Genomic DNA, 17126 nt, shown 5'->3' with positions numbered 1-17126 from the left:
AAAAGACTCCTATGAAAAAATAGGAGTCTTTTTGTTGTGTTATTTCTTTCTTTTCTTCAAACGCTTCTGATATGCATAGAGTTTTTGAATCTCTTCCTTAAATTCATGTAACAGTACGGTGTTTTCCTCATTTGAATAACGCACTGTATTATAAGCATCTATAACAATATGACTCTCAATATTTACATCTTCTTCACTATTTATTCGTCCTAACCATGCTTCAACAGTTTCTCCTCGTTTTCTATTTAAAGGAGGAGTTAACTTACTTTCAAGTTTGAAAATTTCTTTTCGAATTTCGTTATGTGGCGGTTTGTTTTGTTTCAAACGTTTTTGGCTCATACCTTCTTTATCAGTATTGATAGTAGATTCGAAGGCAGGCATATTTGGTAAACTGAATTGTTTTCGTTTTTTTATTATTTTCCAAACGACGTAAATAGCAATGGTTGTACAGACTATTATTGTAATGCTATTTATAAGTGTTGGATCAAAAGCACGATGTCCAAATTCATCTTTAATTTGAGGATCTTTTAAATTCCCTTTATTCGACCAAAAATCGTCAGTTTCTTTTGATTCAGCTGCCGAAAATAACGGATTAATGGCGTATCCAAATCCTAAAGCAACTACTTGTACGACATAAGAAAAAAGAAGCCGAATGTATGGGAAAATAGGAATAAGGAAAGCACTAATTATTCCAATCGTAATAAGAGAAGCGAAACGTAATAATTGTTGATTACGGTTTATCCCGGTTAACCAAAATGTAATCATAATGTGTAAAACTAAAAGTAATAGTTTCCACAAAGGTGGAAAGGGCGCATAAAATATGGCTGAAATACTAAACCATACAATACCACCTAATGACTTTTGAACTGGATATCCGGGTCCAACTACATGTACGATAAAGAAGAAAAGCGGTAACATAATTGTGCCAAACAGAGAGAAAGGGAGAAAGATAGAACAACCAATTATTTGAGTCATTAACAGTATGACAAAACCTGTTGTTTTTTTCTTCATTAGTTTATGGATAAGAAATACTCCAATATAGCCTGTTGCTAAAAATATAACAATGCCGATGAGTTCATCTCTTTCCGTTAATAACGAAAGGAGGAGCAGCAGAATAAAGTCATTAACGTGATAAAGCCAAGTTTTCAAGCTTTTCCACCATCCCTTCGTTATTAATGAGAAACGTAGGCTGAGAGAGAAGAGGGAGTTCATTTCTCTGTAAACCAATGTATATCATTGTAGACGATCGTTCTCTTTTTCTCGTTACATAATGAAGAAATCCTTGTTTCGGAAGTAACGTACTATCATCTGAAATACGCGCTAATTCCTCTAAAGATATTCCGTAATGTGTTTGCCCTTCGTTTAATGGTAAGTGCAGAGGACCACCTTCAGCTAATACACTAATAAATAGTTCAAACGGTATTTGATGCTTCGTTGCGTATTGACAAATGTATGTTGCAAATGAAATAAGGTCTTCTATATTATCTTTCCAACCAAACCCGCGATCAGCAGCTAATGAAAGACAAATCGTCCAACTATAATTTTTTACAGGTTCATATTGCTTCGCCTGTAATTCTTGCATTTTAGCAGATGCTTTCCAATGAATAGAACGGAAAGACTCACGTTCATATCGTTTAACACCGATAATAGATGTTTCATCATTGTAAAAAGAAAAATTCGTTCGATAAGATCCGGTTAAAAGTTGCTGTAGTTCTTGTAAGCCTGCTACTTCTTTAGGAGAAGGGTACACAATAATTTCAGTCCTCAATTTATCAGAAATGGGCAAATGTACAGTTAAAAGATGAAAAGGATCTTTCAAGACACATTCGAACTGTTCAATTTGAAACACACCACGTTTCGTTGCGGTTAATGTTAAATCCCACTTTTGCGCCGAATGAGCAGGTTGTGAAAACGGGAAAGAGAATAGTGTTTTTGATATTTGTTCAATTCCTTGATCTTTTTGTGGTAGTAGTGACGGATTTAAATGAAAATAACAAACACCGTTAACGAGCGGTATATTTGCTCCATTTTTTAAATGAATAAAAAACTGCCCAGATTCATTAGGAAAAAGCCGATTAGTTTGTTTCTCATTTACGACTTCAAATGTTTTCTCTATGTAAGCGACATATTTATAAATGAAAATCGCAAATAAATAATAGAAGAAAAAGAGAAACATAATGATTCGTTGTGGCATGAAAAATGTAAATAGTATAGCGCCTGGGACAGTTAGTTGAATAATATGGAGTTGGAAAAATAAAGGTACAGTTACAACACGCTGTCCATTCATGTTTGTTCAATCTCCACTGGTACGTCAACTTCTTTTAGAATCCTTTGTATAATTCCATTTTTTGTCGTGCGTAATGCCCCTTCCATTGATAAGACGATACGATGATTCCAAACAGAAGGAACTAAAAATTGTATATCTTCAGGAGTGCAATATTCTCTGTCGCGTAAAAAGGCTAGTGCTTGAACTGCGCGTACTAAAGCTAATGTGGCACGCGGGCTTACACCATTAGCGATGTAATCATGATTTCTTGTAGCGTGAGCAAGTTTAATAATGTAATGTTCTAACGGTTCTGATACGAAAATTTCTTTTACTCGTTTCTGTGCTTCTAAAATATCATCTAAAGAAATAACAGATGTGACACTTTCTAGTGGTACATCGCTACGGAAACGACGCATCATTTTTAACTCATCTTCAGGATCCGGATAACCAATTGAAATTGTCATTAAAAAACGATCAAGCTGTGCATCTGGTAGAGGAAACGTTCCTTGTGATTCAATTGGATTTTGCGTCGCAATAACAAAGAACGGTTTCGGAAGAGGAGTAGATTGCTTTTCAAGCGTTACTTGTCGTTCTTCCATCGATTCTAATAAACTAGACTGTGTTCTAGGCATAGCGCGGTTAATTTCATCCGCAAGCAAAATATTAGTCATAACGGGCCCAAGTCTTAATTCGAATTCACTCGTTTTCCGATTGAAATATTCAATACCTGTTACATCACTCGGAAGTACATCCGGTGTAAATTGGACACGAGAAAAATTACCACCAATACTTTTAGAAAGTGTTTTCGCAAGTAACGTTTTCCCCGTACCAGGCACATCCTCAAGCAGTACATGTCCATCAGCAAGCAATGAAACGAGTAATAGATCAATAACATTTCCTTTACCTACAAAAACCGATCCTATGTTTTCTTTCAATTTATTTATCATATGTATCATTCCTTTCAAAATATAAACGGATATTTCTATATTTTAACAATTTATTCAGAAAATTGATACTATTTTTAAATTCAAAGAAATAAATATATAATTATTAAATTATACTTGCATATTTTAGAATGTAGTTATACAATATCGTTACCTGATATATCGTAAGTCGATATATCAAGTAACGATGTATCGGAGGTAGTTATAATGAATGCGAAAGCGCAAAAATATATTCCATTAACTGAAGCGACATATTACATATTGTTGTCACTAGTAAAGCCAATGCACGGGTACGGAATTATGCAAATGGTAGAAGAGATGACAAATGGAGAAGTAAAACTCGGTCCTGGTACTTTATACGGGAATACGACGAAGTTACTAAAAGAGAAGTTAATAGTTGAAGTTGCCTCTACAGATAGAAAGAAGTGTTATGAGTTGACGTCCTTTGGGAGAGAAGTGTTGGAACTAGAGTACAACAGGTTGCAGAGATCTGTAAGGAATGGAATTAGTATATTAGGGGAGTGAATAGAAGATGAAGACAAAGAAGGTATTGAAATTTTTCGCGGCATGGAGTTTAGAAAAAGAAGAAGCTTTTTTACGGAAAATGCATCAAAAAGGATGGGCGCTACAAAATTATAATATGATGTATACGTTTAAGAAAACTGAGCCGAAAGATATAATCTATAAAGCCGATTTTAGAATGGATTATAGAGATTCAAAGGAAAAACAAAAAGAATATATTGAATTATATGAAATGTGTGGTTGGAAACATGTAACTAGTTTCACCAAATGGCACTACTTTTGCAAAGAAGTAGGTGATGATAACGAGTTGCCAGATATATATTCGGAAAAAGAGACGAAAATTGCAAAGTTTAAAGACTTATTTACATTTCTTGTATTTGTTTTTTCATTTGCAATGCTATGCATGACTCCTAGTTTCCTAAGTTCTTCGGAAGTTAGGATTCCACTTTTGATAAAAGGTATAATTGGATTTTTAGGTTGTATGTATGTGTATATATTTGTAAGGTTATTTTGGAAGATAAAAAAATTAAAAAAAGAAATCCTTTAAAAATATAGAAAGGGGGATTAACATGATTATTTTGACTATGTTATTTATATATTTGACCTTAGGTGAAGGGGTTCTTGGCAAGCGGCTGTACAATAAGTTGAAAGAAGATATACAAACAAATAAAAATGCAAGAGTTTCCTTTTATATAAGAACAATGAGTTTACTGTGGGCGTTAGCCATCATTATGTTAATAACATCATACTCAATCAATATCCCATTTGAGGAGTATGGACTTAAACTACCATCTGCTAATCATATGGTAAGTAAGTATTTTAAAAATATGAATATATCATTGTGGATAGGTGTATGCATTGGGTTTATAGTGCCGTTGATTATGTTAAAGAAAAGTGAAATTTTTCAAAAGTATACAGAGAAACAAATGAGTGATGTTTCAGAAATGCTCCCTAATAATTACCGAGAAACAATACTATGGATTTTTATTTGCATTACAGCAGGTGTAACAGAAGAGCTATTATTTCGTTCTTTCATGATGAATTACTTATCACAGCTTTTCCCAGCGCTATCGATAATAGGGGTACTAGTTATCTCGTCAATCATTTTTGGTTTAGCGCATTTTTATCAAGGGTGGAAAGGTATAGTAGGGACAACGATTTTAGGTTTTATGTTAGGAAGAGTATATGTTGCAACTGGATCAATTTATCCATCTATAATTATACATATGTTAATAGATTTACTTGTACTAATCCGCTTATTTATATTGAAAGGAAAAGTAATATTACAGAGAGTCTAAAGTAAATGTAGAATGAGAATAAAAAAGTTGCTTGAAACACAAGCAACTTTTTTATTAGAAAGACTGATTTTGTGCAGGTTTAATAAATTGTTCTGGATTTTCAACAAGCCCACATACAGCACATTGGACGCGGTAAGTAGGTCCTTGATAGGCCATATGAAAAGCATTCATATTTTCATTTGTGTATTCCTCTTCTACTTGACCAGTTTGTGGATTTAACTTGACTGGTTTTACTTGTTGCTCAAGAATATTAAAGCGAGTACGGTTCGTTTTACAGCTTGGACATAGCATTGGTTCCATATGTATACACCTCCATTTGTAGCATTTCTTACTTGATATGATTTTATGCAAGCAAAAAAACTTTCTCAATATAAATGGGTATTTAAAGTATTCAAAATTCAGAAAAAATAAAATATAATAAAGGTACGAACTGGTTATGTCCAAACCAAATCTCCTGTTTTATGCCAATAAGCTGGGGGGCCGAGAAATCGGCCTCATTTTTTTGTGCTCGTTGCTATAAGGAACAAGGTTTTTATGAGACATTTGTCGAAATTTTAGGGATGGATATAAAGGAGGATGTAAAATGAATTTAAAAATGAAGTACATCATTTTATATGTAGAAAAGTTTGAAGAATGTTTAAGATTTTATAAAGATATTTTACAGTTACCTATAAAAGCAGAGCATGGTACATATATTGAATTTAATACTGGTTCTACAATTTTAGCGATGAACACAAGGCAAGATGTGAAAGAATTAACAGGACTACCACTTACAGAAGGTGAGTTACAATCTTCTCATTTTGAATTGGGATTCGTTGTTGATCATGTACAAGAAACAATCGAACAATTTAGAGAGCAAGGTATTAAAATCTTAGTTGAACCAATTGTGAAACCGTGGGGACAAACAATTGCATACATTGCCGATCCAGATGGGAATTATATTGAAATTTGCAGTTCATTAGAATAGAAGGAGAAAAAGAGATGGGGTTTCCGAAACTAGAAACAGAACGTTTACAATTAAGAGAACTAACACTGTTAGATGCAGAAATGATGTTCCGTTATTTTTCAAAAGAATCTGTTATACGTTATTTTGGAATGGATTCTTTCGAAAATATTGAGCAAGCGAAAACGACTATTCAAACGTTTAAAAATCGTTATGAAGAAGGAACTGTATTTCGCTGGGGAATTGAGAAAAAGGGTACGGGCCAATTAATCGGAACGTGCGGATTTCATTTAATAAACAAGCATCATAAGCGAGCTGAAATTGGTTATGAACTAGATGATACATATTGGGGACAAGGGTATGCAACGGAAGCGTTACAGGCGATTTTAACTTACGGGTTTGAAACGTTACAACTTATAAGAATTGCAGCTGTTGTATATGTAGAAAATAAAGCTTCTCAAAAATTATTAAGTAAAGCAGGGTTTCAAGAAGAAGGATTACTTCGAAAACATATGATTCAAAATGGAGTTGCTCATGATACAATTTTATACTCGTTATTAAAAGAAGAGTGGAAGAAGTAATGCGTACAAATGAGCTTATAAATGTTATGAAGAAGCATAAAGAAAATAGGTTCATTTTAGGTATTGATGGACTAAGTCGATCGGGTAAAACAACATTTGTAACAAACTTAAAAGAAAATATGAAACAAGAAAGTATTCCGTTCCATATTTTTCATATTGATGATCATATAGTAGAACGTAATAAACGGTATCATACTGGCTATGAAGAATGGTATGAGTATTATTATTTACAATGGGATATTGAATGGCTTCGGCAGAAGTTTTTTCAGAAGTTACAAAATGACACAAAACTGAAATTACCGTTCTATAATAATGAGACAGACTCAAGTGAGATGAAAAAAGTACAGATCCCCATAGTAGGCGTAATTGTAATAGAAGGTGTTTTTCTACAGAGAAAAGAATGGAGAGATTTCTTTCATTATATGGTGTATTTAGATTGTCCAAGAGAGACACGGTTTCTACGTGAGAGTGAAGAAACGCAGAAAAACCTTTCAAAGTTTGAAAATAGGTATTGGAAAGCAGAGGATTATTATTTAGAAAGTGAAACACCACAGAAGGGAGCGAACTTAGTTATATAATGATTAGAAAATAGAAAGGTGAACAGAATGAATATTTTATGGGATTTTGATGGGACGTTATTTGATACGTATCCAGTTTATACAAAAATTCTTTCTCAAGTATTAGGGGAGGAAATAAGGGAAGAAGAAATCTATAAAAATTTAAAGGTTTCATTTTCACACGCAATTGACTATTATGAAATATCAAAAAAACAATTAAGTGAAATTGATGTATTAGAGAGTCGCATTATGATAGAAGATATAAAACCATTTGAAAAAGTGGAAGAGGTTTTAAAGTTTGCCGATAAAAATGTAATTATGACTCACAAAGATAGAGCGGGGGTATTATCTATATTGAATCATTACGGCTGGGAAAAATACTTCGTAGACATGGTTACAATTGACGATGGTTTCCCCCGAAAACCGAACGCTTTATCTTATGATCATTTGCATAAAAAGCACAATATTGATTTAGCTATTGGTGATAGAGAATTAGATTTATTACCTGCAAAAGAATTAAGTATTTCAACATGTATGTTTCAAGGGAACTGTGATGTAGCGGATTATTCTTTAGCACATTACTCGGAATTTTTTAAGGTAGTGATTGATAGAGAGGTTATTTTATAAATAATTTAAATAAAACCTCTACTTTTTGCTTGAAAGTAGAGGTTATTTTCTATGCTTTATAAAAATTAATACTATCTAGTACATAGAAGGAGATTAGTATAACAATTTGAATTATATAGTTATAGATAAATCTATAGATAAAAAGATTTCAATAAAGCGAGTGATCCCATGAGTATTTTTATTTTAGAAGATGATGTCATACAAGCGCAGCAAATGAAACGGCTAGTTGAAGAGATTTGTGAGAAATATATGTTGCCTTTTGATTTTATCGAGGTGAGTAGTAAAAGTGAAAACATCATTACTAACATTCCTAAGGCGAAGTATATCCCAATCTATTTTTTAGATATAGAGATAAAAAGAGAAGAACGTAAAGGGTTACAAGTGGCACAAGAGATACGAAAGTATGATACGCAAGGAATTATTGTGTTTGTAACGACGCATTCTGAATTTGCACCTATTTCATATCAATACATGGTATCAGCTTTAACTTTTATTGATAAAGGGTTGCCATACGAGGAGAGGCGTAACGTTTTTGAACAATGTTTACTCAAATATGAAGCGCGTAATAAGCATATTATTCCGTCCGATGACTTTATCGTTGAAAATAGTAATGCAACTGTGCGGGTTCCGTTTCATGAAGTTGAATATGTTATGACCGATGAACCGCACCGTTTAGCATTAGTGACGTTAGATCGAATTGTTTATTTTTATGGGACTTTAAAAGAAATTGAATTAGTAGATGAACGTTTATTTCGTTGTCATCAATCATATATCGTGAATACGAAGCAACTGTCTTCTTACGATGCGAAGCAAAAAATGATAGTTTTAAAAAGCGGGAAACGCATTCCAGTATCACGGCGCTTAGTGAGTAAAGTACGTAACATATTAAAGGGTGAGATGTAATGTATATTTATGATTTATTTGCAATACTGCTTACTAGTATGAGCCATATGTTTTTATATATTCAATTAATCCGGTACAATAGATTATCAGTTAGAATGTTAATAGCTTTAAGTGCAGTATTCATTATTTTACTTGCTATTGTCGTAACAGTAACGAGATATCCAGAATTGAATAGTACCATTGTGTTATTTCTAATAAGTTTAGGATTAATGCAAAATGAATTAAAACTTAAGCATAATGTATATTTTGCACTAGTGAGCATGGTGATTATAACGTTAGTAAAAATGTTGCTTTTCGATTTAGGAATGAAAATCTTTATGTTAACGCCATTCAATTTATATTTATGGACAGGAAGCATGATTCACCTTACCGTATCGACATTTACTTTTATCGGTATTTTTGTAGCCCGTAAAAGAATCCAAAAAATTGCTCAATATATAGTAGGTAGTCCGCTATACTATGTAACTTATATATTATTAATTGCCGGATTTATTATTGAACTAATCTTAACTCAGCCATCTTCTGCGTTATTAGCACAATTAAATCAACAATACAGTGATGTAAGTTATATTTCAGCGATTATTGTATTTTTATTATTAGTCATCATAGTACTTATAAGTTCACATTTATCGAGAGCAAAGTTACAAGAAGAGCATGAAAAACGTTTGGATAAAGAGTTATTAGATTATGTGGAGAAATTAGAGGATATGCATGATGAGCTTGCTAGTTTCCGTCACGATTATATGAATGTATTACTATCGTTAGAAGAGGGAATACGTACGAAAAATGTGAAAGAAATTGAGCAAGTGTACTATGACGTTATAGCTCCTACGTTAAAAACAATAAATGATCATGAACTTGATATTGCGAAATTATCTCGCGTACATATCCCTGAAGTGAGAAGTGTATTAAGGGCGAAAGTTAGCACTGCCCAGCACCAACAAATAAAAATAATGCTCGATATACCAGAGAATATTGAAAGTGTTTCGATGACGGTTATTTCATTTATTCGCATCATTTCAGTTTTAGTAGACAATGCAATTGAAGAAGCAGTACATAGTGAGGAAAAGATATTGCAAATCGCATTCTTTGAAATGGATTCACGACAATATTTTATCGTGCGTAATAGTTCAAAGAGTGAAGCGATTGATTTGCAAAAAATTTATGAGAAAAACCATTCAAGTAAAGAGGGGGCTAGAGGATACGGGTTATTCTCATTAAAACGTATCATGAATAAAACAAATAATGCAACGTTAGAAACAACTTATGTAAGTCCTTATTTCACGCAAACATTCATATTAAAAGAGATAAAATGACCATCTATGATGAAAATGAAACCGAATAGGAAAGAACTACATACTTTCTTCACTCGTTTTTATACACTTCAAGTAAGAGGTGAAGCGAGATGAATGGACTTATTTTTACAACAATGATTTGCTTTGGTTTACCGCTTGTAGCACTTTTATATGCTGTTTGGAAGAAACGCTATATTCCATATATGTTAGGTGTATTGGCTTTTGTTGTATCGCAAATATTGATCCGCATACCAATACTGAATTATGTAAATGGAACTAGCACAGATTTTCAAATGTTTTCAATAATGCAGCCTGTATTATTTGTACTTTTGCTTAGTTTATCAGCTGGAATTTTTGAAGAGATAGCTCGTTTTATCGCAATGCGTTATTTTATGAAGCAACGAGATTGGCAGTCTGGTTTTTTATTTGGAGCAGGGCATGGTGGTATTGAAGCGGTGTTGATAGTTGGTATCCCGGTAATATCCCTATTATTGTCACAAACAGTCATTCAAAATGGTGACAGTTATTATTTGGGCGGTATTGAGCGCATCTTCGCGATGGTATTGCATATTGGACTTTCCTTCATTATATTACAAGCTGTCGCCCAAAAGAAATTTCGTTATGTTTTCTATGCAATTCTCATCCATGGAACTGCAAATGCATTAGCTGGCATTATATCGCTATATGTACCAGGGAAAAGCGGGATCATTATGTCAGAAGTTTCAATAGCAATTTGTGCTTTACTCGTTTTTAGTTATAGTTTCACTTTAAAAAGAAAGGGTGTATGAAAATGAGAAGAATGTTACTTATTATTATAAGTGCTATCGCGGCGTTCGCGCTTGCAGCATGTACCGGTAATAAAGTAGATGAAAGTACGTCAAAAAAGTTTATTCCAAAGGCGGAAGAAATTGTATCATTACTAAATGAGGCGAAGTATAAAGACGTACACGAAAAATTTGATAGTAAAATGAAATCAGCCTTATCAGAAGAGCAAATGAAAGAACTTACGCCTATAATTGAAAAAGCTGGTACATTCGAAAAAATTGAGAAAAAATCGATTGAAGAAAAAGATGGTTTATATACTGTTATTCTTGTAGCAAAGTATAGTAAAGAACAACGTACCTTTATCGTAACTTATAACGATAAAGAAGAAATAGCTGGGTTAGTAATTAGGTAGAAATGTAATGGCAGATAAAGTGGTTGTGTCCACTTTATCTGTTTTTTTGTTTTAACCAAATTATGGGTATTCATGCTAATATAAACACATAGCTATAGAGAAAGGGTGGGTTAGTATGAAAACTGAAATAGTTCCTAAAAAGAAGTACAGTATAATAAGCTACATATCTTTACTCATCGGTGTTTTATGTTTTCTGTTCGTTTTTATTACACCGACAAGGATAGCCAATGTGGGTAATGTAGTGGGAGATTATATTACAGTTGCCCTCACAGTTGCAGGTATTATACTTTCTAGCATTACGATAACGAAACAAACAGAGAAGAAGGGGATTGCTATTATTTCAATAATACTGTCCTTATCATTATTTATATTTTGGATCATCGCAATTATTTTATTGTTTACTGGTCAAATTAGTTTTGCGCCGTAATATGTAATAAAAAGAGTCCTTCTCGTATGAAGGACTCTTTTTATTCGGTATCTTCCGGTTGATATTCTAAAATATCCCCTGGTTGGCATTCTAACGCTTTACAAATAGCATCTAAAGTTGTAATTCTAATTGCTTTTGCTTTTCCATTTTTTAATATAGAAAGGTTAGCCATTGTAATTCCAACCTTCTCTGAAAGTTCAGTTACACTCATTTTTCTTTTTGCTAACATTACATCAATATTAATTATTATTGCCATGTTATTCACCTCAGACCGTTAAATCATTTTCTGATTTTATATCTATCGCATCTTTTAAAAGTCTTTGGAGAACGGCAGCAAAGACTGCGATAACCATTGAAGAAAAGATAAGGATCATGCCAATTATTATAATACCTGGTGCATCATCTCTCTCTGCTACAAGATAGAAAAGCGGCATACCTACTACATATAATACACTAATTGTAATAGCACATTGTTTTATCTTTTTTAAAGCTCTAACAGATAATTTCGAGAAGGCGTTCCCCTTATCAATGTAGCTTACAAGTTTAAAGGCTTGATATAGAGCAAAATAAAAAGGTATCACCGTTGCATATAGATTGATTAAAACAAGATATTTTATATATGCAATATCCGGGTATAAGTCCGCTGTATAATTCCCAATATTAGGAATTAAAAATATACACAAAGCAAAAACAGGAATACCGATAAGGATAATTGCTGTCTTTAAAAAGAGTGTTGATCCTTGGTTCATATAAAGCACCTCATTTTTAAATTATCATTTTAATTTAACATAAATTTTATCGTTTAACAATAAATTCTTATTTATTTCAATCGGATTTTTATTGAGAAACAAATTTTAGTGAAGAGAATGATAAGACGTTTTTATAAAAAAGTGTGGTCTCTATTTATTTGAACATAAAAAGCTATGATATGTATCGTTCGTTGCTTTACTAATAAAAGAAAATGAAGGTAATGATTGTTAGCTTCATGAAAATTGGGGACTAATAAAACATATATAGGTTGTGGAAATCTTTTTGTATATAAATGAATGTGAAACATACGGAGGAACAACAATGTCGAATTTGGGTTTATTGATGAAAAGGTTACTGTTAGTAGGAACAATCACACTAAGTATGTTATGTACGGAAAGCATGATGAATTATCATACGGTGGAAGCTAAGGTGAAACAAGTAGAACGGCAACCGAAAAATGTAATCATAATGGTTATGGACGGAACGAGTTCTTCAGCAACGACATTAGCTCGCTTGTATAAAGGGAAACCACTTGCACTAGATGAAATTGTAACAGGAGGAGTTCGTACCTATTCGGCGGAATCAGCTATAACAGACTCAGCCCCAGCAGCTACAGCTTTAGCGACGGGGAATAAATCGAATTCAGGATATGTAGGTATATTACCTTCTATTGTAAGTTCACCTGGCTTAAAATCAATCAAAGAAGAGGACAAGTTACGTCCAGTTGCCAATGTTTTAGAAGGTGCCAAACGCACTGGTCGCGCAACTGGAATAGTTGCTACAGCTGAAATTCAGCATGCTACTCCCGCTGGATTTTCTGCTCACCATATTAACCGTAAGCGTTTTGACGTAATTGCGGAGCAGCAAGTGTATCAAAATATAGATGTCGTATTAGGTGGGGGAAAAGAGGCACTGCTACCTATAAAAAGAAAAGATGGTGAAGATTTAGTAAAGGTGATTCAAAACAAAGGATACGACTTTGTTGAAACGAAAGATGCATTATTGAACTCTAAATCTAAGAAAATTTGGGGCTCTTTCTCACATAATGCTCTTGCGTTTGATATGGATCGCGAAGCAACAAATCCGGAGCAACCAACACTTTCTCAAATGACGGAAAAAGCAATTCAAACACTATCAAAAGATAAAGATGGTTTCTTTTTATTTGTAGAGGGAAGTAAGCCAGACTGGGCAGCTCATGTGAACGATCCAATAGGGATGATTAGTGATGTATTAGCATTTGATAACGCAGTTGCAGAAGCATTGGAATTTGCAAAAAAAGATGGTAATACGATGTTAATAGCTGTAACTGATCATGGTAACAGCGGTATTTCTATTGGGAATGCGAATACGACAAAAGGCTATAATATTACGCCGGTCTCTGCATACATTGGTCCATTAAAAAAATCGAAAATGACACTTGAAGGTGCTACAAATAAACTAAAATCTGATTTATCAAATGTAGAAGATGTAGCTAAATTATACGGTTTGGACAATTTAACTTATGATGAAAAAGAAAGAGTAAAAGCAGCAAAAAAGAAATCGGATGTAGGTCCAATACTTACTACATTATTGGCCAATCATGCGAACATAGGCTTCACAACAGGAGGCCATACAGGTGAGGATGTGTTTTTATATTCTTACGGTCCTCAAAAGCCAAAAGGTTTGATCCAAAACATAGACATTGCGAAGACGATGGCGAAAGCAATGGACTTTAACTTAGAAGAAGTAACAAACAAATTATTTGTAGAGAGTGAATTAGCCTTTAAACGAAAAGGTGCAACAGTAGCAATAGATAATACTGATGCAGAAAACCCGGTGCTCATAGTAAAACGTAATAATGTAAAAGCTCAATTATTTGTAAATAAAAATATAATTCGTATTAAGAATAAAGAATATGAATTAGGTAGTGTCGTTGTAGAAAGCAATGGCAAGTTCTATATACCAGAAGAAGCAATCCATTTATTCATAAAATATTCTCATTAAAAAAAAGCCAATTCCTTAGCTAGTACTTAGGAATTGGCTTTTTTGTGTAGATGAAATTTCATTCGAAAACAAGAGTAAAGAGAATCACAAATTCTAAAATGGACTTCTTGTAAATTTATTTATCATATGTTTTTCACCCTAAAAAATATTTCTCAACATTTTAGCCTTTTAAAAAAATTGAATATTCGTATTATAACGAATATTATGTTCCTATCGGCAAAAAAAACGATAATTTGCAGACACTGGGGAGGAAAAGCATTGAAAAAGAATAAGAAGTTAAAACCATTATCAGTTTTAGCAACAGCGGCAGTGTTAAGTAGTACGTTTGCTTTTGGAAGTCATGCAGCGTATGCTGATACGCCACCATCTCTACCAATTGATGAGCATTTAATACCAGATGAGCGTTTGGCAGAAGCGCTGAAACAAAGGGGAGTAATTGATCAATCTGCATCACAAGCTGAGATATCAAAGGCTGTCGAAAATTATGTTGAGAAAAAGAAAGGGGAAAACCCTGGGAAAGAAATCTTGACAGGAGATAGTCTTACGCAAGAAGCTTCTGATTTTATGAAAAAAGTAAAAGATACAAAAATGAAGGAAAATGAACAGGCGCAGCAACCTGAAGTAGGACCAGTGGCTGGACAAGATGCAGGATTGAATTCTAGAAAACTAAATGGAAAAGTACCTACTACACCAGCGAAGCAAGAAGAGTACAATGGAGCTGTTCGAAAAGATAAAGTGCTTGTTTTACTCGTAGAATTTAGCGATTTTAAGCATAATAATATTGATCAAGAACCGGGTTACATGTATTCTAAGGACTTTAATCGTGAACATTATCAAAAAATGTTATTTGGTGATGAGCAATTTACGTTATTTGATGGATCGAAGATTAACACTTTTAAACAATATTATGAAGAGCAATCTGGCGGAAGCTACACAGTTGATGGCACTGTAACCGAATGGCTTACTGTTCCAGGAAAAGCTTCAGATTATGGTGCGGATGCGGGAACTGGTCATGATAATAAAGGTCCTTTAGGGCCACGCGATTTTGTGAAAGAAGCATTAAAAGCAGCTGTAGCAAAAGGCATTAATTTAGCTGATTATGATCAATTTGATCAATACGATCAAGATGGTGATGGAAATAAAAACGAGCCAGATGGAATTATTGACCACCTAATGGTTGTACATGCGGGCGTAGGTCAAGAAGCTGGCGGTGGTAAATTGAAAGATGATGCGATTTGGTCCCATCGTTCAAAACTAGGATCAAAGCCATATGCGATTGATGGTACAAAATCTACTGTATCAAACTGGGGCGGAAAGATGGCTGCATATGATTATACAATCGAGCCTGAAGACGGTGCAGTTGGTGTGTTTGCGCATGAGTATGGTCATGATTTAGGCTTACCAGATGAATATGATACAAAGTATTCTGGACAAGGTGAACCTGTTGAATCATGGTCCCTTATGAGCGGCGGTAGCTGGGCTGGAAAAATTGCGGGAACAGAGCCAACAAGTTTCTCACCGCAAAATAAAGAGTTTTTCCAAAAGAATATGAAGGGGAACTGGGCGAATATCGTCGAAGTAGATTATGATAAACTTCGCACGGGAATTGGTACTGCAACATATTTAGATCAAAGTGTTACAAAATCAAAACGACCAGGAATCGTTCGTGTTAACTTGCCAGACAAAGATATAAAAAATATCGAATCAGCATTTGGTAAGAAGTTTTATTACAGCACAAAAGGAAATGACATTCATACAACACTTGAGACACCAGTATTTGACTTAACGACTGCAACGGATGCTAAATTTGATTATAAGGCATTTTATGAATTGGAAGCGAAGTATGATTTCCTTGACGTAAATGCGATTGCAGAAGATGGAACGAAGACACGTATTGATAGAATGGGCGAAAAAGATGTAAAAGGCGTGGTAGATACAACAGATGGTAAGTGGGTTGATAAATCATACGATTTAAGCCAATTTAAAGGAAAGAAATTAAAACTGCAATTTGAGTATGTAACAGATATTGCAGTAGCTTATAAAGGATTTGCATTAGACAATGCAGCATTAACTGTAGATGGAAAAGTGGTTTTCTCTGATGATGCAGAAGGCCAGCCAGCAATGACGCTAAAAGGATTTACTGTGTCTAACGGATTTGAACAGAAAAAACATAACTACTATATTGAGTGGCGAAATTACGCTGGGTCTGACACGGCGCTACAACATGCACGTGGTCCAGTATTTAATACAGGAATGGTTGTATGGTATGCGGATCAAAGCTTTACAGATAACTGGGTAGGCGTTCATCCAGGCGAAGGATTCCTTGGGGTAGTAGATTCTCATCCAGAGGCAATCGTAGGAACATTAAATGGACAACCAACTGTGAAGAGCAGTACGCGTTATCAAATTGCCGATGCGGCATTCTCATTTGATCAAACGCCAGCATGGAAAGTAAATTCGCCAACTCGCGGTATCTTTGATTATAAAGGATTGCCAGGCGTTGCGAAATTTGATGATTCTAAGCAATACATCAACAGTGTTATTCCAGATGCCGGACGTAAGTTGCCGAAACTTGGATTGAAGTTTGAAGTAGTAGGTCAAGCTGAAGACAAGTCTGCAGGTGCAGTTTGGATCCATCGCTAAAATAAAATGAAAAGGAGCTGCCATAAGTCGGTGAAACCTGACTTATGGCAGCTCTTTTCTTCTTGTGAAAAAGAGATTATTATATAAATACAAATGAAAAAATCTCTTTGCTATTTATAAGAAGAAAAAAGATACATAGAAGTGAAAAAGCTTTCTGTTTATATATATTTATTGGGGAGGGAATAGAAGTTTCTTTAACAAATAAAATGC

The 17126-nt window shown here is 34.0% G+C and carries 20 protein-coding genes; 14 read left to right on the top strand and 6 right to left on the bottom strand.

Translation table 11 applies throughout. The annotated features are described in order from the left end of the window. Positions 1 to 39: 39 nt before the first annotated feature. From ACU8YW_RS14925 to ACU8YW_RS14915, 3 genes are read right to left on the bottom strand one after another with little or no spacing between them, the layout of a single operon-like run. Positions 40 to 1149 (bottom strand): DUF4018 domain-containing protein, encoded by a 1110-nt coding sequence (locus ACU8YW_RS14925; protein ID WP_262720382.1) that lies wholly within the window; start codon positions 1147 to 1149, stop codon positions 40 to 42. Further along, the gene (locus tag ACU8YW_RS14920; protein ID WP_262720381.1) at positions 1124 to 2287 is read right to left on the bottom strand and encodes a DUF58 domain-containing protein; all 1164 of its coding nucleotides are present in this window, start codon (positions 2285 to 2287) and stop codon (positions 1124 to 1126) included. The genes ACU8YW_RS14925 and ACU8YW_RS14920 overlap by 26 nt, the downstream gene beginning before the upstream one ends. Further along, positions 2284 to 3213: an AAA family ATPase gene (locus ACU8YW_RS14915; RefSeq protein ID WP_446893967.1), complete on the bottom strand. Its 930-nt coding sequence runs from the start codon at positions 3211 to 3213 to the stop codon at positions 2284 to 2286. Before ACU8YW_RS14915 ends, ACU8YW_RS14920 begins: the two co-directional genes overlap by 4 nt. A 204-nt stretch (positions 3214 to 3417) precedes the next feature. Here ACU8YW_RS14915 and ACU8YW_RS14910 point away from each other — a divergent pair, with 204 nt between their 5' ends. The 3 genes from ACU8YW_RS14910 to ACU8YW_RS14900 are packed head-to-tail and all read left to right on the top strand — an operon-like array spanning position 3418 to position 5030. Further along, positions 3418 to 3735 carry a PadR family transcriptional regulator gene (locus ACU8YW_RS14910; RefSeq protein ID WP_426934343.1) on the top strand — a complete coding sequence of 106 codons (318 nt, stop codon included), beginning with the start codon at positions 3418 to 3420 and terminating at the stop codon, positions 3733 to 3735. A gap of 7 nt (positions 3736 to 3742) precedes the next feature. Beyond that, positions 3743 to 4279, top strand: coding sequence for a DUF2812 domain-containing protein (locus tag ACU8YW_RS14905; RefSeq protein WP_262720379.1), 537 nt, complete (start codon positions 3743 to 3745; stop codon positions 4277 to 4279). A 22-nt stretch (positions 4280 to 4301) separates the two neighbouring features. Further along, positions 4302 to 5030 carry a CPBP family intramembrane glutamic endopeptidase gene (locus tag ACU8YW_RS14900; RefSeq protein WP_426934342.1) on the top strand — a complete coding sequence of 243 codons (729 nt, stop codon included), beginning with the start codon at positions 4302 to 4304 and terminating at the stop codon, positions 5028 to 5030. Between the two features lie 54 nt (positions 5031 to 5084). Here ACU8YW_RS14900 and ACU8YW_RS14895 read toward each other — a convergent pair whose 3' ends face one another. Continuing rightward, positions 5085 to 5330, bottom strand: a complete 246-nt coding sequence (locus tag ACU8YW_RS14895; protein ID WP_000433606.1) for a hypothetical protein — start codon at positions 5328 to 5330, stop codon at positions 5085 to 5087. Positions 5331 to 5613: 283 nt separating this feature from the next. Between ACU8YW_RS14895 and ACU8YW_RS14890 the strand changes: the two genes are divergently transcribed. The 9 genes from ACU8YW_RS14890 (at position 5614) to ACU8YW_RS14850 (ending at position 11540) form a co-directional block, all read left to right on the top strand. Continuing rightward, positions 5614 to 5997, top strand: a complete 384-nt coding sequence (locus tag ACU8YW_RS14890) for a VOC family protein (RefSeq protein WP_001049855.1) — start codon at positions 5614 to 5616, stop codon at positions 5995 to 5997. Positions 5998 to 6011: 14 nt separating this feature from the next. Beyond that, on the top strand, positions 6012 to 6554 hold the full coding sequence (locus ACU8YW_RS14885; protein ID WP_088063816.1) for a GNAT family N-acetyltransferase: 543 nt from the start codon (positions 6012 to 6014) through the stop codon (positions 6552 to 6554). Beyond that, the gene (locus ACU8YW_RS14880; protein ID WP_060487198.1) at positions 6554 to 7132 is read left to right on the top strand and encodes a kinase; all 579 of its coding nucleotides are present in this window, start codon (positions 6554 to 6556) and stop codon (positions 7130 to 7132) included. The genes ACU8YW_RS14885 and ACU8YW_RS14880 overlap by 1 nt, the downstream gene beginning before the upstream one ends. 27 nt (positions 7133 to 7159) lie before the next feature. Beyond that, complete coding sequence (locus ACU8YW_RS14875) at positions 7160 to 7738, top strand: HAD-IA family hydrolase (protein WP_088609177.1); 579 nt, start codon at positions 7160 to 7162, stop codon at positions 7736 to 7738. Between the two features lie 168 nt (positions 7739 to 7906). Further along, positions 7907 to 8641, top strand: coding sequence for a LytR/AlgR family response regulator transcription factor (locus ACU8YW_RS14870; RefSeq protein WP_262720377.1), 735 nt, complete (start codon positions 7907 to 7909; stop codon positions 8639 to 8641). Further along, on the top strand, positions 8641 to 9957 hold the full coding sequence (locus tag ACU8YW_RS14865; protein ID WP_088063814.1) for a GHKL domain-containing protein: 1317 nt from the start codon (positions 8641 to 8643) through the stop codon (positions 9955 to 9957). Before ACU8YW_RS14870 ends, ACU8YW_RS14865 begins: the two co-directional genes overlap by 1 nt. 89 nt (positions 9958 to 10046) lie before the next feature. After that, the gene (locus ACU8YW_RS14860) at positions 10047 to 10724 is read left to right on the top strand and encodes a YhfC family glutamic-type intramembrane protease (protein WP_088063813.1); all 678 of its coding nucleotides are present in this window, start codon (positions 10047 to 10049) and stop codon (positions 10722 to 10724) included. A gap of 2 nt (positions 10725 to 10726) precedes the next feature. Continuing rightward, complete coding sequence (locus ACU8YW_RS14855) at positions 10727 to 11113, top strand: DUF3887 domain-containing protein (RefSeq protein ID WP_088063812.1); 387 nt, start codon at positions 10727 to 10729, stop codon at positions 11111 to 11113. 115 nt (positions 11114 to 11228) lie between these two features. Continuing rightward, on the top strand, positions 11229 to 11540 hold the full coding sequence (locus tag ACU8YW_RS14850; protein ID WP_262720375.1) for a hypothetical protein: 312 nt from the start codon (positions 11229 to 11231) through the stop codon (positions 11538 to 11540). A gap of 40 nt (positions 11541 to 11580) precedes the next feature. Here ACU8YW_RS14850 and ACU8YW_RS14845 read toward each other — a convergent pair whose 3' ends face one another. Further along, complete coding sequence (locus tag ACU8YW_RS14845; protein ID WP_000974615.1) at positions 11581 to 11796, bottom strand: helix-turn-helix domain-containing protein; 216 nt, start codon at positions 11794 to 11796, stop codon at positions 11581 to 11583. A 10-nt stretch (positions 11797 to 11806) separates the two neighbouring features. Continuing rightward, entirely contained in the window at positions 11807 to 12289 is a 483-nt protein-coding gene (locus ACU8YW_RS14840; RefSeq protein WP_088063810.1) for a DUF2975 domain-containing protein, read from the bottom strand. A 322-nt stretch (positions 12290 to 12611) separates the two neighbouring features. Between ACU8YW_RS14840 and ACU8YW_RS14835 the strand changes: the two genes are divergently transcribed. Continuing rightward, a complete protein-coding gene (locus ACU8YW_RS14835; protein WP_262720374.1) occupies positions 12612 to 14273 on the top strand; it encodes an alkaline phosphatase in 1662 nt (553 codons plus the stop codon). A 258-nt stretch (positions 14274 to 14531) separates the two neighbouring features. After that, positions 14532 to 16916: an immune inhibitor A domain-containing protein gene (locus ACU8YW_RS14830; protein ID WP_426934341.1), complete on the top strand. Its 2385-nt coding sequence runs from the start codon at positions 14532 to 14534 to the stop codon at positions 16914 to 16916. Positions 16917 to 17126 lie beyond the last annotated feature (210 nt).

The organism is Bacillus pretiosus, from assembly GCF_052947655.1.
Note: the sequence above shows the minus strand (reverse complement) of the source record. Positions and strands in the feature narration are given on the sequence as shown.

Bases quoted from the DNA above. Each gene is read 5' to 3' on its own strand.
- ACU8YW_RS14920 (WP_262720381.1), bottom strand. From the start codon at position 2,287: ATGAATGGACAGCGTGTTGTAACTGTACCTTTATTTTTCCAACTCCAT.
- ACU8YW_RS14915 (WP_446893967.1), bottom strand. From the start codon at position 3,213: ATGATAAATAAATTGAAAGAAAACATAGGATCGGTTTTTGTAGGTAAA.
- ACU8YW_RS14910 (WP_426934343.1), top strand. From the start codon at position 3,418: ATGAATGCGAAAGCGCAAAAATATATTCCATTAACTGAAGCGACATAT.
- ACU8YW_RS14905 (WP_262720379.1), top strand. From the start codon at position 3,743: ATGAAGACAAAGAAGGTATTGAAATTTTTCGCGGCATGGAGTTTAGAA.
- ACU8YW_RS14900 (WP_426934342.1), top strand. From the start codon at position 4,302: ATGATTATTTTGACTATGTTATTTATATATTTGACCTTAGGTGAAGGG.
- ACU8YW_RS14895 (WP_000433606.1), bottom strand. From the start codon at position 5,330: ATGGAACCAATGCTATGTCCAAGCTGTAAAACGAACCGTACTCGCTTT.
- ACU8YW_RS14890 (WP_001049855.1), top strand. From the start codon at position 5,614: ATGAATTTAAAAATGAAGTACATCATTTTATATGTAGAAAAGTTTGAA.
- ACU8YW_RS14885 (WP_088063816.1), top strand. From the start codon at position 6,012: ATGGGGTTTCCGAAACTAGAAACAGAACGTTTACAATTAAGAGAACTA.
- ACU8YW_RS14880 (WP_060487198.1), top strand. From the start codon at position 6,554: ATGCGTACAAATGAGCTTATAAATGTTATGAAGAAGCATAAAGAAAAT.
- ACU8YW_RS14875 (WP_088609177.1), top strand. From the start codon at position 7,160: ATGAATATTTTATGGGATTTTGATGGGACGTTATTTGATACGTATCCA.
- ACU8YW_RS14870 (WP_262720377.1), top strand. From the start codon at position 7,907: ATGAGTATTTTTATTTTAGAAGATGATGTCATACAAGCGCAGCAAATG.
- ACU8YW_RS14865 (WP_088063814.1), top strand. From the start codon at position 8,641: ATGTATATTTATGATTTATTTGCAATACTGCTTACTAGTATGAGCCAT.
- ACU8YW_RS14860 (WP_088063813.1), top strand. From the start codon at position 10,047: ATGAATGGACTTATTTTTACAACAATGATTTGCTTTGGTTTACCGCTT.
- ACU8YW_RS14855 (WP_088063812.1), top strand. From the start codon at position 10,727: ATGAGAAGAATGTTACTTATTATTATAAGTGCTATCGCGGCGTTCGCG.
- ACU8YW_RS14850 (WP_262720375.1), top strand. From the start codon at position 11,229: ATGAAAACTGAAATAGTTCCTAAAAAGAAGTACAGTATAATAAGCTAC.
- ACU8YW_RS14845 (WP_000974615.1), bottom strand. From the start codon at position 11,796: ATGGCAATAATAATTAATATTGATGTAATGTTAGCAAAAAGAAAAATG.
- ACU8YW_RS14840 (WP_088063810.1), bottom strand. From the start codon at position 12,289: ATGAACCAAGGATCAACACTCTTTTTAAAGACAGCAATTATCCTTATC.
- ACU8YW_RS14835 (WP_262720374.1), top strand. From the start codon at position 12,612: ATGTCGAATTTGGGTTTATTGATGAAAAGGTTACTGTTAGTAGGAACA.